The sequence below is a fragment of the Chelativorans multitrophicus genome (assembly GCF_011317445.1).
GTDB classification, from domain to species: Bacteria; Pseudomonadota; Alphaproteobacteria; order Rhizobiales; family Rhizobiaceae; genus Chelativorans; species Chelativorans multitrophicus.
In genome coordinates, this window is the sequence record NZ_JAAAPL010000004.1 from 41,175 (window position 1) to 56,905 (window position 15,731).

Sequence of the window (15,731 nt, forward strand, 5' to 3'; positions counted from 1 at the left end):
TCACTATTGCACGCTGTTTGTCGTGATGAATTTCTCCCAGAACCGGATCGCATCGGCGATCCATCCTTCGGCGCTGGTTCCGAATCCCGGTCCGAAACCATGGCCCAGGTTCTTGTAGCGGTGAAACTCCACCTCGGTCCCGGCAGCCCGAAGCGCCGCCACGCGCCGCTCCATCGCTGAGGGTGGGGCTATTCCGTCGCGTTCACCGACAACGACGAACGTCGGCGGCTCGTCAGCCGCTATGTCCGAATGACCCGTATAGGCCATGACGACGGTCGACGGCCTCGGAAGGCCGTCGCCATCGAAAGCCGCGACGCCGTAGGAGCCAATCGCGGCGGCCATGCGCGCACCGGCCGAGCTCCCCCATAGCGAGTAGTCGGCAGTGCCGACGCCCAGCGCATCCGCATTTTCGAAGATGAACGAAATCGCAGCGGCAAGATCCTCGGTGGCGACGCCTCCGCCGGACCCGACACGGTATTTCAGCACGAAGGCGTTGTAGCCTGCCCTGCTGATCTCTTCGGCATAGGGAAAGCCCTCATGGACCGAGCCGACATAGGAGAACCCGCCGCCGGGGGCGATAACAGCGAAAGGTGCGCCCGGTTTTCCCCGGAAAAAGAACAGGCCGGTATTCTCACGACCCGGCACCGCGCGCTTTTCCTCGGGAGTATAGAAATCGTAGAACACGGTATTGTCCGCGCGCGCGTCGTCGATCATGCGATTGAGCCCCGACACCACGACATCGGGATCGACGTTGCTGTGGTAGGGCAGCAGCGCACCGATCTCGCGGAGCGTCATGGCTTCGTCATAGGACCGGCCATCCCACGGCAGGAGCAAGGACGCATACCCTGCGAAGGCGGGATGATGCAGAAGATCGCCCAGGCTGCTTTCCGGCTTCATGTCCTCGTACTGACCGCTGTGATCGGATGCCGTTGCACCGGGCTCGCTACCCATATTCGCGGAAGCGATGGCGGTGCCGTTCGCCGAGGCGAAGGAAACGGCGAAGAAGAGGGAGAGTGCGATGCCGGCCCGGTGCAATACACCTCGAACCAGCGCCCCTGCAGCCGTTCGTGTCCTTACCATACGCGTCACTTCCAGTCGGACTCATCTTTGCGTCACCGGGCGTCCAGGCGATCGAGCCATTCCATCACCTGCTCTATGGTCTGCCGCTCCTGCGGACCCTCCATGGTGAAGCCCTCGACAAGCCGCGCAGCCGGCGCGATCTGGGCGAGGACTTCCCGGCTGTCGCCCAACCCGTAGCCGCCATGGGTGACCAGCGGGACAAGAGTCTTGCTCGAAAGGTCGTGCGCGGACAGGAAAGACCGGATCACGGGCGGCGCGGTCGTCCCCCAGATCGGGAACCCGAGGAACACCGTTCCATAGGCGCCGATATCGGCAACGGTCTCTTTCAGCGGGGGCTCATAGCCACGTTCGGTCTCCTGCTGCGCTTGCTCGACCGTCTCGAAATAATCGTCCGGATAGGGATTTTCGGGCAGAATCTCGAACAGGTCAGCTCGCAGCGCGCGCCTGACCTGACCAGCGACGGTACGCGTGTTCCCGCTGCGCGAGAAATACGCAACAAGGATTCTTCCCTGCGGGAGTTCCGCCGCCACGGCCGATGAAGCCAAGGCGGCTCCACCCGCCACGAGGGACAGGAGCAGTGAAGTCATGAGAAACTCCCTCCGTGTCGGATCGGGCTGATTCATCTTTCTTTCCCGTCTGTTGATCAGAACCCTGCCATCTTCGAGCACGGCTTCCGGCAGGCATCGTGCCCTGCGCGGCGGTGAGCCGCAGGCCGGCCCGCGCGCCGGATTACGCCTCGGGGATCGGCCTGCCATAGCTCTCGAGCGTGATGCTGTCGGGCTCCGGGCCGCTGCGGACACCGGTATCGAGCGCATCGATGGCGGCGATCTGCTCTCCCGAAAGCTCGAAGTCGAAGACATCGAAATTCTCCGCGATGCGCGCCGGTTTTGTCGACTTGGGAATGACGGAACGGCCTTCCTGCAAATGCCAGCGCAGCATCACCTGGGCGGCCGACTTGCCGTGCTGCTGCGCGATTTCCAGCAGCACCGGGTCTTCGAGCGTGCTTTTCTCGCCGCCCCTATAGAAGGTAATGCCGCCGATGGGTGACCAGGCTTGCGTGAGGATGCCGTGCTCGGCATGCAGGCGCTGCAATGCCCTCTGCTGGAAATAGGGGTGGACTTCGATCTGGTTCACCGCAGGCACGATGGATGTTTCGGTCAACAGGCGCGTCAGATGCTCGGGCATGAAGTTGCTGACGCCGATCGCGCGCACCTTGCCATCGGCCAGCAGCTTTTCGAGCGCCCGATAGGCGCCAAGGGTGCGATCGAATGCGGAGGGGAGCGGCTGATGCAGAAGCAAGAGATCGATTTGATCGACGCCAAGCTTGCCCGCGCTCTTGTCGAACGCGTGCAGGGTTTCGTCGTAGCCGTAGTCGCTGATCCAGATCTTGGTCTCAATAAAAACCTCGTCACGCGCGATGCCGGCGCGACGGATACCTTCGCCCACCTCACGCTCGTTGCCATAGGCGGCGGCCGTGTCGATATGACGATAGCCAAGCCGCAAGGCTTCTTCGACCGCAGCCGTCGTTTCGTCGGGCGGCGTCTGAAAAACACCGAGCCCGATCATCGGCATCTCGACGCCGGAGCCGTCGGCGTCCGCCGCACTGTCGCGACCCGGGGCTGAAACGTCGCGGTTTACAAGTTTGTATGTCTTCATCGTTCTTCTCGATTCATGATCTGGTGCCGGTCGGAAAGTCGGTGCTTGTGCTGACGTCCCGCCATGCTTCGAGTTCGGTGCGCTGGGCATCGAGCTCGGAACGGGCATTCTTCAGCGCGTCGCTTCCGAGCAGCAGCCGGAAAGGCGGATTGGTTTGCCCCACGACGTCGATCAACACGCGCGCCGCCTTGTCGGGGTCGCCCTGCTGGGTGCCGTGCATCTTGTCGTTTTCCTTGCGCCGTGGGCCGGCGGTCGATGCATAGTCATCGATGCGGGCCTTCGCCTGGTGCAGGGAACGGCCGGCGAAATCGGTCCTGAAGGCGCCGGGCTCGACCACGATCACCCGGATGCCGAGCGGGGCCAGTTCCTTGCGCAGCGCGTCCGACATGCCTTCGACGGCGAACTTGGTGGCCGAATAGTAGCCCGAGCCCGGTGCGGCCAGCCGCCCGGCGATCGAGGACAGGTTGACGATGGTGCCGCTTCGGCGGGCGCGCATGCCGGGCAGCACCGCCTTGATCATCGCCACCGTGCCGGAGAAATTGGTGGCGAAGAGGTCGGCGACTTCCTGATCGTCACCCTCCTCGACCGCGCCGCGATAGCCGTATCCGGCGTTGTTGACGAGCACGTCGATCGCGCCGAAACGCTCTTCGGCCTGCTCCACGACCCGCGCGATCGCTGACTTGTCGGTCACGTCCAGCGTGGTTGCCAGTGCGGTTCGCGGATAGGCGGCGGCGAGTTGGTCGAGTGCCTGGGTGTTGCGAGCGGTAATGACGGCATTGTCCCCGGCTTTGAGGACGGCCTGTGCAAAGCTCTTGCCGAGGCCCGTCGAACATCCCGTGATCAGCCAGGTCTTCATGATGGTCTCTCCTTCGTTACATGCGTCGGCGCCCTGATGCCGTCCTCAGAGTTCCTGCGCTGTCGGCCGAAACAGGATTTCGTTGATGTCGACGTTCTCGGGCTGGCTCATGGCGAAGAGGACGCAGCGGGCGAAGCTGTCGGCGGGAATGGCGGTTTGATGATAGAAGCCGGCGACGGCCTCCGAGACCCCAGGGGCGCCAACCGAACCGGGAAGCTCCGTGTCGACGGCACCGGGCGACAGAATGGTGGTGCGGATGTTGTAGGGCTTGACCTCCTTGCGCAGTGCTTCCGAGATCACGCGCACCGAATACTTCGTCGCCGAATAGATCGCGCCGCCGGCGCCGATCGTGTGGCCGGCGACCGACGAGACGTTAATGAACTGGCCGCTCTTTTGCTCCTTGAAGAAAGGAAGTGCTGCCGCGATGCCCCAGAGTACGCCCTTGATGTTGACGTCGATGCACTGGTCCCATTCGTCGAAGCGCATCATCTCCAGCGGCGCCAGCGGCATGATCCCGGCATTGTTGATCATCACGTCAATCTTGCCCTGGGTCTTGACCGCGTGGTCGACAAAGGCCTTAACCTGCTCCCGGTCGGTGACATCGACCTTGAAGATAGCCTCCTCACCAAGACTCAGTTCCTTCGCCAGCGCCTCGAGCCGGTCGAGACGCCGCGCGCCCAGCACCACCTTCGCCCCTTCGCGCACGAGATGGCGGGCGGTTTCCGCGCCCAGCCCGCTCGACGCGCCGGTGATGACGACCACCTTGTCCTTGATGTTCTCGGTCATTTCATTCGTCCTCGTATATGGAATTACCGGCCGACCAGGGCCTGATAGGCGGCGTTATAGCGCGCGCCCTGCACCGTGATGTTTGAAAGGGCCGCCTCGATCCTGGAGAGATCGTCAGCGGTCAGCGCCACATTCGCGGCGCTGATATTCTCCTCCAGGCGATGAAGCCTGGTGGTGCCGGGGATCGGGACGATCCATGGCTTTTGCGACAGGAGCCAGGCGAGCGCGATCTGTGCAGAGGTAACGCCCATTTCGGCTGCGATCTGACCAAGAAGGTCGACCAGCGCCTGATTGGACTTTCGGTTCTCTTCCGAGAAGCGCGGGACGTTGGCGCGGAAATCGTCGCTGGCGAACTGCGTGTCCGCATTGATCGCGCCGGTGAGGAAACCCTTGCCGAGAGGGCTGAAAGGCACGAAGCCGATGCCCAGCTCCTCAAGCGTCGGCAGCACATCCTTCTCCGGCTCGCGCCACCAGAGTGAGTATTCGCTCTGAAGCGCCGCCACCGGCTGGACCGCATGAGCGCGCCGGATCGTGCCCACGCCCGCTTCCGACAGCCCGAAATGCTTGACCTTGCCTTCCGCGATCAGGTCCCTGACGGCGCCCGCGACATCCTCGATCGGCACATCAGGATCGACGCGATGCTGGTAGAACAGGTCGATGCGATCGGTCCGAAGGCGCTTGAGGCTGGCGTCGGCCACCTTTTTGATGCGCTCGGGGCGGCTGTTGAGCGGACGTTCCTTGTTGTCGCCTCCGATGTCGAAGCCGAACTTCGTGGCGATCACCACGCGGTCACGGACCGGCTCCAGCGCTTCGCCGACCAGCTCCTCGTTGGTGAACGGGCCATAGACTTCGGCCGTGTCGAAAAAGGTCACGCCCCGTTCGACCGCTGCGCGGATCAGAGCGATACCGTCTTTCTTCTCGACGGCCGGACCATAGCCGTGGCTCAGGCCCATGCATCCGAGTCCAAGGGCCGAGACCTCGAGATCGCCGAGATATCTGCGTTCCATTGCGATAATCCCTTCAATTCCTCTCAGGCGCCTCGACGTTCGAGAATGCCAGCACGGCGTCGGGCAGGCGCTGGCCGCGCACCTCGATCGCTGCGACCGCGGAGTTGAGCTCGCCGATTTCCTCGGGCGTGAAGCTTACCGAAGCCGCGCCGATGTTCTCGAGCAAGTGCGCCATCTGCGTCGTGCCGGGGATCGGAACGATCCAGGGCTTTTGCGCCATCAGCCATGCCAGCGCGATCTGTGCCCGGGTGGCCTGCTTCCTGTCGGCCCATTCGCCTAGCAATCTCACGAGCGCCAGGTTCGCCGGCAGGTTATCGGGCGAGAAGCGCGACTCGATTCCGCGAATGTCTCCCTCCGCGAAACGCGTCCGCTCGTCGATGGCTCCCGTCAAGAAGCCGACCCCGAGCGGGCTCCACGGCACGAAGCCGATGCCCAGTTCCTCGCAAACGGAAAGCACCTCGTCTTCCGGACCGCGCCACAGCATCGAATACTCGCTCTGGACCGCCGATACGGGAAGGGCGGCGTGGGCGCGGCGCAACGTGTTGAGCCCCATCTCGGAGAGGCCCCAATGCAGCACCTTGCCCTCGTCCATGAGGTCCTTGATTGCTCCGGCGACGTCCTCGATCGGTACCTCCGGGTCGACGCGGTGCTGGTAGAGAAGATCGACGCGATCGGTGCGCAGGCGTTCGAGCATGCCTTCGACCGCGAGCTTGATGTGGTCCGGGCGGCTGATGAGTCCCGGTCGACGCTCGCCGGTGTCCAGATCGATGTTCCAGCCGAATTTCGAGGTGATCACGACCTCGTCGCGGAACGGCGCGATAGCTTCGCCGAGAATCCGCTCGCACTCGTGCGGGCCATAGGCCTCGGCGGTGTCGAAGAAGGTAACGCCGCGCTCATGGGCCGTCCGGATGATGTTGATCATCTCCGGCCGCGACGGGATCGTCGTCTGGTAGGTACGGGCCATGTTCTGGACGCCCAGCCCGACGCTCGAAACCTCCAGCGCTCCAAGGTTGCGGGAATTGCTCGACGACGCTGCTATGGAGCCATCCGGGCCGCCAGCCTGCGCCCACGCCTTGGAAGTGGCGCCAATGAGGACAGGAGCTACCGCCATCGTTGCCGCCACGCCGAGAAAACTACGGCGGCCGATTGTGGAAATGTCTTCTTTCTTCATGTCCATGGGTCCTTCGATGATGATCACCTGCACGGGGCTGGCCGGTCGCCTCGGGTCAAGGTCGGCCGAAACGACCTTGTTCCGGACGTTTATGGCCGATGATCCCAAATTTACCTTCCGACCATGAATGCGATAAGGTGCTATAATCTGCATGAGCCTTTTAGATGAGCTAACAAATACAGATGGAAAACCTCAACGATCTCGCCGCTTTCGGCGCTGTCGCGCGTGAGCGGAGCTTCACCCGCGCTGCCGCCAAACTTCGCGTTTCCCCGTCGGCGCTGAGCCAAACCGTCAAGAATCTTGAAGAACGGCTGGGGATACGGCTTCTGACCCGCACCACGCGCAGCGTCGCGCCAACCGAAGCCGGCGAACGGCTGTTGCGCACGATTACGCCCCGCTTTGAGGAAATCGACGCTGAACTTGCCGCGTTGAGCGAACTGCGCGACAAGCCGGCCGGAACCGTCCGGATCACGGCCGGCGAACATCCCGCGATTTCGCTCCTGCAACCCGCGCTCAAACGGTTCCTGCCGGAATACCCGGATATCCAGGTGGAAATCATCATCGACTACGGCCTGACCGATATCGTCGCGGAGGGATTCGACGCCGGGGTACGCATGGGCGAACAGGTTGCGAAAGACATGATCGCCGTGCCGATCGGCCCGGATATGCGCATGGCGGTCGTCGCATCACCGGCCTATTTCGACCAGCACCCCATCCCAAAGACGCCGCAGGACATGACCGTGCACAAATGCATCAATACGCGCCTGCCGACCTATGGCGGCGTGTTTAGCTGGGGCCTTGAGAAGAAGGGCCGTGAAGTGAAGGTTCGAGGCGAAGGACAGCTTATCTTCAACAGCCTTGCCATGCGCCTGTCGTCGGCTCTGGACGGTCTCGGTGTAGCTTATATGCCAGAAGATCAAGCGCTTCCCTATATCGCCGATGGCCGGCTGATCCGGGTTCTGGAGGACTGGTGCCCTGGCTTCCCCGGCTACCACCTCTATTATCCCAGCCGACGCCAGCAATCGCCGGCATTTTCCGTCCTGATGGAGGCCCTTCGCTACCGGGCATGAGCGATGTGTTCGATCCGATATACGGACGCGGGCGGAGGATTGCTGAAGACCCTTCTGAGGGAGGTTGCCCGCAATGCGAGCCGTGCCAGGATCGCCGGCGGCACCGGACAGCGATACCCATAGGTGAACTGATAGAACGCGGCGGCATCCCTCAGATTTGCGAATGCGCCGCGCATGATGCGCATGACGGTCGATGGCGGCATCGACAGCAAGGGCAGGCCGCTTATTACCGCTCCTGCCTTAACCGGCGCGGCAATTCTCAAGCGCCCGGCGTCCATACGCAAGACAGTTGTCTTCGGGAATGTTCGGGAAAGCCTGTATGCGAACGCATCCCCGGATTCGACCAGTATGAGCTGGCTTTCCGTAATGCCGCGCTCGATAAGCCGGTGTGTGAACACGCCTGTGCCGGGACCAAGTTCGAGGACGGGCGCGTTGGCGGCGGAAATCTCGCTGGTGATGAGGTCGGCAGGCGCGGCGCTGGAAGGTGCGATCGCCATACGCGCCTTGGATCGGCGATCAGATTTCGCCAGAAATTCAAGGTCTCTTGCAAAGTGACCTTCCTTTTACTGTCGTGGCATGGGCGTCCTGCGCGCCGTCCTGGCGTAATCGACCAGCTTCATGGTGTAGTAAGTGAGCGTCGCGTAGAGGCCGACGATCGCCAGGCAGTGCAAAAAGAACCCGACGACCGATTCCTCGAAATTCCACCAGTCGAGGCTCATTTGCATCGTCAGTTTCTCGTCGAGAGCGAGTTCGGACGAGCTTCGGATACCCTGTAGCGATATGGCGGCCGCCGCTATACGCAGGAGGGCGGTTCTCAATCCGCTTTGTCCCTTGATGCCGCACAGGTTGCGGGCCAACCCCATCAGCATCGGCCAGCGCAACCCAAGATGGATGGCCGCGGCGATGAGCGCCCAATAGGCGGCCAGCGTGTGAATCTGGCGCACGGTGAAACCGCCATAGGCGGAGAAAATCCCCGACAAGGCGGTCGAGATCAGGATGCTCGTGACAAGAAGCGCGACCATTGCCGTCAGGAGCACGCTGGTCGAAATCACGTTGACAAGGCCACGGGGGTCCGGCGCCTGCCTGCCGATCGCGCCGTACCAGCGCCGGTTGAAGGTGTTGTGCGCGATCAGGAGGACGAAGAAGGCGGTCCCGGCAATCTCATGGCTGAGATTGCCGAGCCACCAGTAGGAAAACCCGAACAGGAGGAGGCTGAAGGCGATGAGGTCGAGGACCAGGCGCAGCCGAAAGATCTTGCTCAACGAAGCTGCCCCTACTCGACCGGCGTGCCGTTGAAGCGTGGAATGCGATATCCCGTGAACAGGTAGTCCGCGCTCGCCTGCCGGGAATGACATGCCTGGCAGCGCGCGGTGTTCTCGTCCATGTTGATGGACTGATCTGGCCAGAACCATTGGAACTGCCAGTCGCCGGTGCGCCGGCCCGCCTCGTAGTCCTCGCCCCAGCCTTCGCCCTTCTCCATCACGAAATAGCGGTAGAGTTCCATGTCGTCGCGATAGTCGACGAGGACGAACTGCGTTCCGTTCGGGATCGGCTCGCCGGCCTTTACCGCCTCGATCGCTTCCGGCGTGGTCATGATATGCTCGGTGACGTTGCCCCGGCGCACGGTGGTGTAATGCACCAGCGCTTCCAGATCGGGAAACTCGACGCGAGTTGTCTCGGCCTGCACCTGCCAGCCGATGGTCGTGGCGGCGACGGTAGCAAGCCCGGCGAACAGGAAAGTCAATCCAAAGCGTTTCATGGGCACACTTGCTTTAGAGGGAAGGCGAGTGCACCGATATGTGCTCGCCGGCTTTAGCGATGCGATGCTCAGCCGCGCCGCGTCCTCGATCCAAGACGCGCCAGATCAACGCCGCGCGCAGTCACCTGTTTAACGGGTGTTGTATTCTTCGTCGGTGACGTGCTCCATCCAAGTCACGCTCTGTCCATCCACAGTGCTTCCCACGGCCAGGTGAGTCATGGCGCTGTTCGGAGCGGCCCCGTGCCAATGCTTCACACCGGGCGGGCACCACACCACATCGCCCTGGCGAATAACCTCAACGTCCTTCCCCCATTCCTGGGTCAGGCCGATCCCGGACGTCACCACCAGGCGCTGGCCCGCTGGGTGGGTATGCCATGCGGAGCGCGCACCCGGCTCGAATGTCACGTAAGCGCCCGACGCATTGATGCTTTCATTGGGAGAGAACAACGGATCGACGCGCACCCGGCCGGTGAAATAATCTGCCGAGCCATATGTAGAGGCTTGCTCTCCCGCCCGCGTGATCTGCTGGCCTTGTTCTTCAGCGGCGGCGGTGAGTGGCATTGCGGCGCATAGCAGCGCGGCTCCTGCAATGGTGTTTTTCATGATCGTGGACCTTTCCGGCTAGCGCCTTCGAAGCGCTGTTTCTGTAGGGGATGGGGGCAGGCGCAGAGTCGGTCCTCTCGCCCGTCTGGGCAGAAGGTCCCGCGGCTGCACTGAAAAGATCAGCCCCCCAAGGTCTCGGTTACGACCGTCAAAGCCTTGGTGGCCTTCCCCCAGCCGGCGTAAAAGGCGAGATGCGTCAGAGCTTCCGCGATCTCGTCGCGAGTAAGCCCGGCCTCTATGCCGCGACGCAAATACGGCTCCATCAGGTCGATATCGCCTGTGCCGGTGAGGGCAGCGATCGTGACGAGGCTGCGATCGCGAACGCTCAGGTCAGGCCGGGACCAGAGGTCGCCGTGGACAATCCGATCGGTAAGGTCCGCGAACTTCGGCGCGACGGCTTCGAGCTGTGCGTTTGCCGCGTCATCGGTCTCAGAGGAAGACGAAAGCGGCTCAAGCTCCGCTTGAAGCGCAGCGAAATCCACATCCCGCTCGGTGTAGACCTCATCATACACTTCGAGCGCCGAGACCGCATTCGGCCAGCCCGAGTAAATGGCAAGGTGGGTCAGGACGCCCGACGCTTCCATGGGCGTGACCCCGTTGGTCAATGCACGACCGAGATGGCCGCGAAGCTGCGCCGGCTTGTTGGTGGCGATCAGGACTGAAATAACGGCGAGGCTGCGGTCACGCGGCGAAAGACCCTCTCCTGGCCATATCTCACCGAACAGCACCTCGTCGGTGTATCTGGCCATTCCCGGCACGAGCTTCTGCTGAAGCGGACCCGATGGACGCGTCTGGTTCTGCTGCTGCGTCCCCTGCTGCGGTTGCGCCTGTTGATCGGTGGGCGGTTGTGACTGGGCCTGGGCGTGTGTTGCTCCGGCGAACGCAAGCGCGAAAGCAAGTGCAGCTCGTTTCATATCGATTTTCCAGTCTTTTTGGGATGTTCAGGATCTCGCAGCAGACCGACATGCGGGCCGTGGTCCGCTGCGCGATCGATGGCACATCGTTGATGATGATGACCGTGCCCGGCGCAGCAACGCCGGACACGGCAAGCCGGGATCAGGAGCGATCGGCGTCGAGCGTCCGTCCGAAGAATGTCGTCAGCTTGCCCATGGCGGCTTCGACATACTCAGGCACCCAGTAGGTCTCGATGTGCGTTGCACCCTCGATTGTGAACAGTTCCTTGTCGGTTGTGCCCGTCGCCTTCTCGTAGGCATCTTCGGTCATATAGAGGCTGTCGGCCGCGCTGCCGGCGATCATCAGGAGAGGCTGGTCGATCATGTCGATCTGGTCGGTGGCATCCCAGCGCATCAGATCGAGCAGGCTGCTCGTGGTGTAGCGGAAGGTCGATCCCTCATGGGCGTGCGTGCGCCAGTAATATTCGTAACCCTGGCGATACATCTCGAAGGGCAGAGCGGCGATCTCTTCGTCCGTCATGTCGGCATCGCCCGAGTAGAGGACTTCGCCTCCGGCCTTTTCCTGGGCGCGGGCCTCCGAAGCCTGCTGCAACCGTTCCTGGATCGTCTCCAGTTGCGAATCTTCGAAGCCGTTGCGGCGAACGCGACCGGAATTGAACATGCTCAGCGTTGCGATCGACACAAAGCGTTTGTCGGACTTCGCCGCCGACAAGGCGTATCCGCCGCCGCCGCAAATGCCGAGCAGGCCGAGACGCGCCGCATCGACGCCCGGATACTGGGTGAGGAAGTCCGCCGCGCCGTGAATGTCCTCGATGCGGTACTGGGGCTTGTCCACGCTGCGCGGCTCGCCGCCGCTGCCGCCCTGATACGCGGCGTCCATGGCGATCGTGATGTAGCCCTGTTCGGCAAGATGCTGGGCATAGAGGCCCGCGACCTGTTCCTTGACGCCGCCATTCGGGTGCGCCACCACGATCGCGGGATATTGCTGGTCGGGGTCGTAGTCCGCCGGGGTGTAGACGTTGGCGACGATGTCGAGGCCGTTGAGGTCGTAGTTGACCGGGTGGATATTGAACTGTCCCGGCACGTTTTCCGTGATCGCGCCGCGATAAACGAGCGTGAACGGATTTTCGGATGCGACAGCATTGGCGCTGGTCATTGTTAGAACTCCTGTCATTGCGGCGGACAACACGAGAGCTGAGGTCCCAAGAAATTCTCTTCTTTTCCTGTCGATAGTTTCGCCGGACATTTCAGGCTCCATTGTTCGATTTCGAGGGGTGCCCGTGCCGTGCCGGCACGAGCGCAGGCGATCAGTCCAGGTCCTTATCGGCAAGGAACTGCGATACCTGATCGGCGATCGCGACATTGTTCAGATCGGAGAACGGGAAGTGCGTGTTGCCGGTGATGCCGATCTCCGGCAGGAGCACGAGGCTGGCGTCGCCGCCGCGCTCATTGATGGCGTCCACCCAAAGGCGCGCCATATCGACACGAACGCGCCAGTTATCCTCGCCACGGCGGTCGGTCGGCTCGGAGGGAATGTTGTCGCCGTAATAGATGACGATCGGGATGCGGGTCAGCCTTTCGAAAGCCTCGGCCGACACCGCCTCCGGTTCAAGCGTTCCCGCGGCACTCGGCATCGCTTCAGGAAGCGCGCCCTCGGGGAAAACGAATCCGCTGCCGGGCTCGAAGGCGACAATGCCCCGCACATCCTCATTCTTGATGGCGGTTTGCCAGCCCGGGCCGCCGCCTTGCGAGTGTGTGAACAGCACTGACGGCCCGATCCGCTCGACCAGGGCGGACATGGAGTCCGATATGACCCCGGCGTCATATGGCCCGGTATTTGGCGTGAAGGAGCGGAAGAACTGGTCGAGCGTTTCGGGGCTCTGGTCGAATTGTACGCCTTCGAAGTAATCGGGCCAGATGCCAAGCCGGAACTGATCGAAGAAAAGCTGGTCGTTCGGGACGGGCTCGATCTCGATGGCTTCGGTGCTGTTGCCGGCCCGTCCGCGACGTGGCTGATCGACCAGGTAGATGGGGAAACCGCGCCGCAGAAAGATCGTGTCGAAGCCCTCGCGGCCGTCCGACGTCGTTTCCCAGCTACGCGCGGACTGAAAAGCTCCATGCAGCATGACGATCGGCAGCGGACGCGCTTCGGGCGGCACCTGGTACGACACATACAGGTGATCGCCGTGCAGGGTCTGGCCTTCGGCCGACGGGGCATTGTTATTGTAGGTGCCGGGCGTCTCGGACACGGTGCCGCCGACCGCGAAGCTGCCCTGCTCCTGAACGGTCAGAGGCTCGAAGTTCCCCGACTGTTCAGCGATGGCGGTCATTGGGGAAAGCATCGCCACCACGGCAACAGCGGACGTGAGTAGTGGACTGCGTAAGCACAAGGCACCCATCCTTTTCGACATTTCCGATATGTCGAGGAAGATAGACCCCATCGCATTCCGCGATTAGATGCCCATATCAGGATGCGTCTTTAAGTCTGGCTTAACAATTTTAGATACGTGCCTCGGTAGAGGTGGAGGCGGTTTCGGCCGGCGGAAGGCGCACTTGGCCGCCAAGGTCGATGAAATCCAGTCCGTAAGCCTTCGGTATGCTTTGTCGAGGAGGCAACGTTCCGATGCCGACCTCTTGGTCGAAACGAGGTTCGTTACGATTACCCATGGCCTTCTCCAAACTCGATACCATGATACGAGCCAAGGCCGAGCGAACCCTTGAAGCCTCCGGAAAACCAAACCGTCGGGAGTGCTCATCCCGCTCTTCGAGCCAGCGAATGCGCCAATTACTCCAAAGCCGGGCTACGACGCTGACCCGGGATCGCGAAGCCGTGTATATAAAGCTCGCTATTCGCTATCCCATGAGCATCCAACGACCGCTGACAACCGCTACGCTCACCACCTCTCTTTATGGGTTGACGGCCTTAGGGAGGGGATCTGCAATTTGCGGGGTTGGCGCGAACAGAAAGTGAACGAGGTTGTCAACCAAATTTGTCCGCCGACTCTACGACAAGCTACGCGAGCATTCGCGAAAGTGTCCGATTAGCCAAAACCGTTGCAAAAACCGTTGCAATACCGACTTCTGCAACGGTGAAATTTCACTAAGTCCTTGAAAGAAATGGCGCGCCCGACACGATTCGAACGTGTGGCCTCCACCTTCGGAGGGTGGCGCTCTATCCAGCTGAGCTACGGGCGCTTTGGTAGTCCAATATCGTTCGACATCAACCTGGGTCAACCTCAAACCTTGTCTGGCGAAAATCGAATTTGAGCGAGGCCGAAATTCCGCTCAAATGCCGCCGACGCTTCTCTATACCCTTCTTCCGCTTGCTTCCGCAGTGCTTCCGCGACTTCAACCGGACATTTTTCGCTTCCGTCGATTTCCGCCAAGCTCTTGGTTTTATTCGACTTTTTTCCTCCGCTTCCGCACCAGAAAGCGCTTGCATCTGCCTTCGGAGGGCAGCACTCTATCCAGCTGAGCTACGGGTGCTTTTAGATCTCTAGGACCCAACGCGGGTCTTCATAGCGGATGCGCGGTTCGGCATCAACTTCAATCGAACACCCGCCTCCTTTTCGCGACAGAATCGCCTTAAGGCAGGCAGGTCACAGCTTCGTGAACGTTGACATATAGAAATTTGGATCTTAGTGCCTATTTTTGTTGTGTGAGGAAGCAAACTTCCTCGTGTATATGATGGAGATCTATAATGCGTAAGACCCTTTTCGTAGCTTCGGCCCTCGCTGTATTGAGCGCAGGCCCGGCTCTCGCTGCCAATGATTCACCTTTCGCATCCGACAAGGTAACCGCTCCTTCCTATCAGGCGGATTTTTCCGCCGAGCGGGGCTACTCTGCCGCCAACGATTTTCGTCCGAGTTCGACGAACGCCTATCCGGTCATAAATGTGGGTAGCGCATCGCAGGCTGGCAATGTCGATCCTGGTCTCGTGACTTCCAGCGTTTCGGTGAAGCATTTCCCGGATGCCGGTACCGAGCAGTTCAAGGTTAGCGACGACTAATAATTGGGGTAGACCGGCTCCCAAACCCGGTCACCAACGCCCGGGACCGTCCCGTGCTTTAATGCACGGGCTGGCCCCGGGGCGCCCCAGAAGAGGGGTGCATCCACTCGGTCCACTGGTTTGTTGCATTTTTAATTAATAGCGACGGTTCTCCGATCGGCTGAAATTGCTGGCGGCAATGACCGATTCTGGCTGCTTGGACCGTCTATCATCAAGCGCTTGTGAGCGGCCAGGACACTCGATTAGCGGAACTCTGATTTTCCTCAGTGGTTAAGGGTCTAGGGGTGAGCAAAGGCCCTTCCCGGAGACTTGAAGGAGAATCCCAAATGCAAAAGATACTTGCCGCCACTTCGGCTTTGTTCCTGCTCGGTTCGAGCGTAAGCTTTGCGCAGGGCGTGGATAGCACCGTAACGACGGGCAGTATCGGCCCGACGCAATCAATGGCCGCACGAGACCTGAACGAACAATTCAAGCCAAGCGACGAGGACAATCTTCCCTATTCCCTTAGGGACGACGATGTCTTTGATAATGAAATGGATACAAACACCGCGATTGTCGATTCCCCGCTTCTTCGCCCCTTGGCGGGGCAGGAAACGGAAACTTTCTCGGCCCGGGATGAAAATCTCCCGCCCGAGAACGAGACAATCCCCGGCGGTTGATAGCAATGCTTCTCCGTTAGATGGGTCGGTTGAGTTCTCCCTTCCGACAGGAGGCCGTTTCGGCTACATGCCGGAACGGCCTTTTTGATTTTTTATCATTGCCGTGCGCCGGGCCAAATTGCATGCTTGGCGGCTGAGGGCGATTGACCGCGTGCGCCCGC

18 protein-coding genes and 1 tRNA gene are annotated in these 15,731 nt (G+C 61.3%); 3 read left to right on the plus strand and 16 right to left on the minus strand.

The annotated features are described in order from the left end of the window. Positions 1–3 precede the first annotated feature (3 nt). From GNP00_RS18295 to GNP00_RS18325, 7 genes are all read right to left on the minus strand, one after another. The gene (locus tag GNP00_RS18295) at positions 4–1,080 is read right to left on the minus strand and encodes an alpha/beta hydrolase (RefSeq protein WP_011583206.1); all 1,077 of its coding nucleotides are present in this window, start codon (positions 1,078–1,080) and stop codon (positions 4–6) included. A 32-nt stretch (positions 1,081–1,112) separates the two neighbouring features. Continuing rightward, the gene (locus GNP00_RS18300; protein WP_011583207.1) at positions 1,113–1,703 is read right to left on the minus strand and encodes a flavodoxin; all 591 of its coding nucleotides are present in this window, start codon (positions 1,701–1,703) and stop codon (positions 1,113–1,115) included. 106 nt (positions 1,704–1,809) lie between these two features. After that, complete coding sequence (locus tag GNP00_RS18305; protein ID WP_041545761.1) at positions 1,810–2,652, minus strand: aldo/keto reductase; 843 nt, start codon at positions 2,650–2,652, stop codon at positions 1,810–1,812. A gap of 97 nt (positions 2,653–2,749) precedes the next feature. Further along, positions 2,750–3,592, minus strand: coding sequence for an oxidoreductase (locus tag GNP00_RS18310; protein ID WP_011583209.1), 843 nt, complete (start codon positions 3,590–3,592; stop codon positions 2,750–2,752). Between the two features lie 45 nt (positions 3,593–3,637). Next, entirely contained in the window at positions 3,638–4,378 is a 741-nt protein-coding gene (locus tag GNP00_RS18315; RefSeq protein ID WP_011583210.1) for an SDR family oxidoreductase, read from the minus strand. Positions 4,379–4,401: 23 nt separating this feature from the next. Then, a complete protein-coding gene (locus tag GNP00_RS18320; protein ID WP_011583211.1) occupies positions 4,402–5,385 on the minus strand; it encodes an aldo/keto reductase in 984 nt (327 codons plus the stop codon). Positions 5,386–5,398: 13 nt separating this feature from the next. Then, the gene (locus tag GNP00_RS18325; RefSeq protein ID WP_011583212.1) at positions 5,399–6,556 is read right to left on the minus strand and encodes an aldo/keto reductase; all 1,158 of its coding nucleotides are present in this window, start codon (positions 6,554–6,556) and stop codon (positions 5,399–5,401) included. 182 nt (positions 6,557–6,738) lie between these two features. Between GNP00_RS18325 and GNP00_RS18330 the strand changes: the two genes are divergently transcribed. Further along, on the plus strand, positions 6,739–7,626 hold the full coding sequence (locus GNP00_RS18330) for a LysR family transcriptional regulator (RefSeq protein ID WP_011583213.1): 888 nt from the start codon (positions 6,739–6,741) through the stop codon (positions 7,624–7,626). Here GNP00_RS18330 and GNP00_RS18335 read toward each other — a convergent pair. From GNP00_RS18335 to GNP00_RS18375, 9 genes are all read right to left on the minus strand, one after another. After that, positions 7,614–8,123, minus strand: coding sequence for a class I SAM-dependent methyltransferase (locus GNP00_RS18335; protein WP_011583214.1), 510 nt, complete (start codon positions 8,121–8,123; stop codon positions 7,614–7,616). The two genes, GNP00_RS18330 and GNP00_RS18335, sit on opposite strands and share 13 nt — an antisense overlap. 66 nt (positions 8,124–8,189) lie before the next feature. Next, positions 8,190–8,888 carry a DUF4405 domain-containing protein gene (locus tag GNP00_RS18340; RefSeq protein ID WP_011583215.1) on the minus strand — a complete coding sequence of 233 codons (699 nt, stop codon included), beginning with the start codon at positions 8,886–8,888 and terminating at the stop codon, positions 8,190–8,192. Positions 8,889–8,899: 11 nt separating this feature from the next. Continuing rightward, on the minus strand, positions 8,900–9,385 hold the full coding sequence (locus GNP00_RS18345) for a cytochrome P460 family protein (protein ID WP_011583216.1): 486 nt from the start codon (positions 9,383–9,385) through the stop codon (positions 8,900–8,902). 129 nt (positions 9,386–9,514) lie between these two features. Beyond that, positions 9,515–9,946, minus strand: a complete 432-nt coding sequence (locus GNP00_RS18350; RefSeq protein ID WP_198139757.1) for a (R)-mandelonitrile lyase — start codon at positions 9,944–9,946, stop codon at positions 9,515–9,517. Between the two features lie 161 nt (positions 9,947–10,107). After that, complete coding sequence (locus tag GNP00_RS18355) at positions 10,108–10,902, minus strand: carboxymuconolactone decarboxylase family protein (RefSeq protein WP_011583218.1); 795 nt, start codon at positions 10,900–10,902, stop codon at positions 10,108–10,110. A 142-nt stretch (positions 10,903–11,044) separates the two neighbouring features. Then, on the minus strand, positions 11,045–12,148 hold the full coding sequence (locus GNP00_RS18360; protein ID WP_011583219.1) for an alpha/beta hydrolase: 1,104 nt from the start codon (positions 12,146–12,148) through the stop codon (positions 11,045–11,047). Positions 12,149–12,209: 61 nt separating this feature from the next. Then, a complete protein-coding gene (locus tag GNP00_RS18365; protein ID WP_246259137.1) occupies positions 12,210–13,232 on the minus strand; it encodes an alpha/beta hydrolase in 1,023 nt (340 codons plus the stop codon). Positions 13,233–13,401: 169 nt separating this feature from the next. Further along, positions 13,402–13,569, minus strand: coding sequence for a hypothetical protein (locus tag GNP00_RS18370; RefSeq protein ID WP_157038141.1), 168 nt, complete (start codon positions 13,567–13,569; stop codon positions 13,402–13,404). A gap of 451 nt (positions 13,570–14,020) precedes the next feature. After that, positions 14,021–14,097 (minus strand) — tRNA-Arg (locus tag GNP00_RS18375). Positions 14,098–14,602: 505 nt separating this feature from the next. Between GNP00_RS18375 and GNP00_RS18380 the strand changes: the two genes are divergently transcribed. Together GNP00_RS18380 and GNP00_RS18385 are read left to right on the plus strand one after the other, a co-directional pair. Beyond that, positions 14,603–14,911 carry a hypothetical protein gene (locus GNP00_RS18380; protein ID WP_011583221.1) on the plus strand — a complete coding sequence of 103 codons (309 nt, stop codon included), beginning with the start codon at positions 14,603–14,605 and terminating at the stop codon, positions 14,909–14,911. 326 nt (positions 14,912–15,237) lie between these two features. Next, positions 15,238–15,570, plus strand: a complete 333-nt coding sequence (locus GNP00_RS18385) for a hypothetical protein (protein ID WP_041544926.1) — start codon at positions 15,238–15,240, stop codon at positions 15,568–15,570. The last annotated feature ends 161 nt before the right edge of the window (positions 15,571–15,731 follow it).